Below are 3,303 nucleotides of genomic sequence, written 5' to 3' on the forward strand. Positions count from 1 at the left end.
CCTAAAAATATTTTAAATTGACATTTGGTATAATTTTGTTAATTTTGAACTTTATTTTAATTTTGACTTTGTAAGTTTACAACTATGATAAAAAGGATTTCTTTTATTTTAATAATACTTATTCCACTTTTATCTTCTGCTCAGGGAAGACGACCAAACCGAAAAGAGTATTCCAAATATCCTAACAGCCGACAAAAAAGAGAAGAAAAAATCTACAGGCACAATAGCCTTATTTCGTGGAAGCAATGGTACGAAGATGGCAAAAATAAAATGAGAAAACAGTATAAAAACACCAAAAGGCATGGTAAATGGTCGGAGTGGTACAGAAACGGAAATAGAAAAAATCTAACAACTTATTCCAATGATTCAATAATAGGTAGCACTTTTGAGTGGTACGAAAACGGTGTTGTTATGTTTGAGAGAGTTTATAAGGACAATTTTTTTGCTCATTTAAAACATTACAGCTACGAAAACTTTCTTGTTTACGAAGAATTTTATCTTCCTGAAAAAACTAAAAAGATTGAATATAAATGGTATAGAAACCATCAGAAAAAAGAAGAAAAATTTTTAATTGACGGTAATATTCAAAATAGAATTGTTTATTATTCAAACGGAAATAGAAAACTTGAAGAAAACTACTTGTATGGAAAAGTAACAGGCAAAGCTAAATATTGGAATGAATCGGGAATTCTTAAAATGGAAAAAAATTATAAAAACGGAATTCCTATAAAAGTTACTAATTATAATGATGAAGGTAAATTAGAAAAAGTTAATATTCTTGATAAAGAGAAATATAAAAAGCTTAAAAAATAGGATTTTAACACATTTTAAAAAAAAAGTGAATTTTTTGCTTACCTTTTGAGTTTTAAATTGACTAATGAAAAAAAAGATATAAATTATGAAAAATACATACTTACTAATTATCATTTTATTTGTTTTCCTCGTTTCATGCAAAAGCCAAAATAAGAAAAATAACAAAGGTGAGGATGAAACAACAGAAGTAAATGTAGTCCAAAATAATAACAATGACGAAGAAGAAACTAAAAACTATTACAAAAAGCAAAGACAAATAGTGGAAGGCTATGTAAAAGGCGGTGCAAATTTAAATGTTATTATTGACGAACTTGGTATTGGAGAAATAAACCCTTTGATTTCTGTAATAATTGATGAAAGCGGAGGATTCAATATTGATACAGAAATTCCTGAACCGGGGATTTATCAATTAAGATTTCCTAACGGTAGCATACATTTGTTTCTTAGAGGTGGAAAAGTAACTATAAAAACTGATATTTCAAATCTTGGTGATTATGAAATTATCGGTTCACAGGAATCATATCATTTAAAGGAAATGTATATGCTTTTAAACAAAACAAATAACAAATTAAAAGCGATACAGAAACGTGCAGAAGATTATAAAAAAGACAAAAAGAATAACAAAAAGTTACTTGCATTAGTTGATTCCATGCCAATTTATTACAGTGCTATTGGAAAAGAAAAATCTCAAAATCTTAGAAAATTTATTGACAGGATAGACACATCAATGGTTGCTATTTTAACTGCTCTTTACCTTGATGTTGATGAAAATTATAACTATCTTATTGAGCTACGTGATAAATTTGAAAAAATATGTCCGCATTCAAAATTCTACAAACAATTTGATGATAAAATAAGTGCGATTATTCCTACAGGACCGGGTGTAAAAGTTGCAGAAATTGCTTTGGCTGATTACAATAATAAAGAATATTTACTTTCTTCCCTTGAGGGAAATGTTACATTGTTATATTTTTGGGCTTCATTTGATAACAAATCTCGTCAAGATAACATCTTGATAAATAGCTTGTTTGATAAATACAAAAACAAAGGCTTTAAAATTTATTCCGTATCTTTAGATAGTGAAAAAGATGAATGGAAGGATGCGATTGTTAAAGACAAAATATCTGAATGGATAAATGTTTCGGACCTTGAAGGCTGGCAAAGTCAAATTGCAAATATTTACCGCATTGATGGACTTCCTTATCTTATTTTAATAAATAAAAAAGGAATTATTATTGACCGTGGTTTTAAATCTCACGAACTTGAATCAAGAATAAAGGGACTTTTAAAATAGCATCTCCTTTAAAATGATTTTGTTAAAAAAATATGACATTGTTAGCTTTTGGCAAACATTAACTTTTGCAAGAATAACAAATGCATTTAAAATTATTACTTCATATTATTTGACAAGAATTTTAAGAAGAAATCTACACTGGGGAAATCCCTTAAGCATTTCTATTGAACCAATAAATACTTGTAACCTTTCTTGTATTGAATGCCCTACAGGAATGGGAATTTTAACGAGAAAAGTTGGTTCTATGCATATTGAGAAATACAAATTATTGATTGATGAAATTCATAAAAAAACACCTTATCTCACACTTTATTTTCAGGGTGAACCATTTATGAATAAAAACATATTTGAATTTATCCGCTACGCTAGTGAAAAAAATATTTATGTTGCAACTTCTACAAACGGACATTTTTTTAATTCTGAAAACATCCGCAAAGTTGTAAATTCAGGACTTAGGAGATTAATTATTTCCATTGATGGAACAACACAAGAGGTTTATGAAAGATACAGAAAAGGAGGTAATCTTGATTTGGTTTTATCAGGGATAAAAAATCTTATTAAATATAAAAAAGAAAATAAATCAAAGGCACCGCTAATAATTTTGCAATTCCTTGTTTTACGTCATAATGAAAATCAGATTGAGGAAATGAAAAAGCTTGCAAGAGAATTACAAGTCGATAAACTAACTTTTAAAACCGCACAGATTTATGACAACGAAAATGCAGAAGAAATTGTTCCAAGTACAAATAAGTTTTCACGATATAAAAAAGATAAAAGCGGAAATTACAAATTAAAAAACAAGCTTTACAATCATTGCTGGAGATCGTGGCAGGGCTGTGTTATCACTCAAGAAGGTAATCTTGTTCCTTGTTGTTTTGATAAAAATGCGAACTATTCTTTTGGAAATGTTTTTGAAAATTCATTTGAGCAAATCTGGAAAAGTGAAGGGCTAAAAAAATTCAGGCAATCAATTTTGCAAAATAGAAAAAATATTGATATTTGTACAAATTGTACAGAAGGCACAAATATTTGGATATGAGCAAGGGAAATTTTTTTGAACAAGTTTACAAAGTAGCAAGGCAAATTCCTAAAGGGAAAGTTACAACCTACGGACATATTGCCGAATATTTAGGTTCCAAAGGATCTGCTCGAATGGTTGGCTGGGCAATGAATTCCAGCTTCTCATCAGATATTCC

Annotated in this window: 4 protein-coding genes; all 4 read left to right on the plus strand. The window is 28.9% G+C overall.

Annotation, left to right across the window (positions count from 1 at the left end):
• Positions 1-84: 84 nt before the first annotated feature.
• Positions 85-813 carry a hypothetical protein gene (locus U9R42_13150; protein MEA3496966.1) on the plus strand — a complete coding sequence of 243 codons (729 nt, stop codon included), beginning with the start codon at positions 85-87 and terminating at the stop codon, positions 811-813.
• 85 nt (positions 814-898) lie between these two features.
• Positions 899-2,107 carry a thioredoxin family protein gene (locus U9R42_13155; GenBank protein MEA3496967.1) on the plus strand — a complete coding sequence of 403 codons (1,209 nt, stop codon included), beginning with the start codon at positions 899-901 and terminating at the stop codon, positions 2,105-2,107.
• Positions 2,108-2,120: 13 nt separating this feature from the next.
• Positions 2,121-3,146, plus strand: a complete 1,026-nt coding sequence (locus tag U9R42_13160) for a radical SAM/SPASM domain-containing protein (protein ID MEA3496968.1) — start codon at positions 2,121-2,123, stop codon at positions 3,144-3,146.
• On the plus strand, positions 3,143-3,303 hold a 161-nt coding region (locus U9R42_13165), incomplete at its 3' end, for an MGMT family protein (protein MEA3496969.1). The genes U9R42_13160 and U9R42_13165, both read left to right, overlap by 4 nt.

Source organism: Bacteroidota bacterium (assembly GCA_034723125.1).
Classification (GTDB): Bacteria; Bacteroidota; Bacteroidia; order CAILMK01; family JAAYUY01; genus JAYEOP01.